1 protein-coding gene and 1 pseudogene are annotated in these 990 nt (G+C 76.4%); both read left to right on the top strand.

Annotated elements, in window-relative coordinates; translation table 11 throughout:
• A pseudogene (locus AOK03_RS44560) lies at window positions 1-161 on the top strand (glycosyltransferase); the annotation flags it as partial.
• Between the two features lie 143 nt (window positions 162-304).
• Window positions 305-955, top strand: a complete 651-nt coding sequence (locus tag AOK03_RS37125) for a Wzz/FepE/Etk N-terminal domain-containing protein (RefSeq protein WP_055569782.1) — start codon at window positions 305-307, stop codon at window positions 953-955.
• The last annotated feature ends 35 nt before the right edge of the window (window positions 956-990 follow it).

The following is a 990-nucleotide window of genomic DNA, read 5'->3' as shown; positions in this document are numbered from 1 at the left end:
ACGCCGCCGCCGCGGGCGGCGCGCCGGACCTGCCCTCGCTCCTGTCCGCCATGGACGCCCTGGCCTCCCCCTCCCCCGAGGAGGCGTTCGGCCTGGCGCTCGTGGAGGGCCTGGCGAGCGGGCTGCCCGTGCTGTACGCGTCGTGCCCGGCCGTCGAGGGCNNGCACGGCCTGCGCGGCGACGTCCCGCCGCACCGCGAGGCACCGGCCGCGGTGCGGCACTACAGCATCAGCCGAAGCGCCGACCAACTGATGGGTGTCTACGCCTCAGTTGCCCCCGGCACGACCCTGGAGGTGACCCCTCGATGAGCGACTCCGTGAACGAACGCCCGCGCACCCTCGCCCTGCGAGCCCGTGCCGCGCGGCTCCCCCGCTGGTGGGCCCTGCCTGCCTGCGCGGTCCTCGGCGCCGTGGCCGGTGCCGGGTACGGCGTGCTGCAGACCCCGCAGTACACGGCCACGAGTTACGTCGTCGCCGTGCCGCAGGAGAAGGCGGACCCAGCGACGGCGCTGGGCTTCGCCCAGGCGTACGGCCGGGTCGCCACGCAGCTCGCCGTGCTGGGCGACGCGCAGGTGGCGGCGGGCATGTCGCCCACGGAGCTGCAGGAGAAGGTGCAGGTGGCCACGTCGCCGGACGCGCCGATGATCGCGGTCTCGGCGACCACCGACAAGCCGTCGTCCGCGGCGATCACCGCCAACGCCGTCGCGCGGTCGCTGGCCACGAGCGCCAACCACGCCAAGGACAGCACGCGGATCAAGCTGCTGCCGTTCTCGCGCGCCCTGCCGCCCAACGCCCCCGCGTCCCTCTCCACCGGCGTGACGACCCTGGTCGGCGGGTGCGCGGGCGGACTGCTCGGCGGCCTCGCGCTCCTGGTGCGCCCGCGCGCCCGCACGGAGGCGGTGGCGGGCGCGTCCGTCCCGGGACCCGCGTCCGCCCTGGTGCGGAGCGCTCCATGAGTACGACGGCGAGCGCGTCGCCGCACACGGCTCCG

Source organism: Streptomyces atriruber (assembly GCF_001418325.1).
Lineage (GTDB): Bacteria > Actinomycetota > Actinomycetes > Streptomycetales > Streptomycetaceae > Streptomyces > Streptomyces atriruber.
Note: the sequence above shows the minus strand (reverse complement) of the source record. Positions and strands in the feature narration are given on the sequence as shown.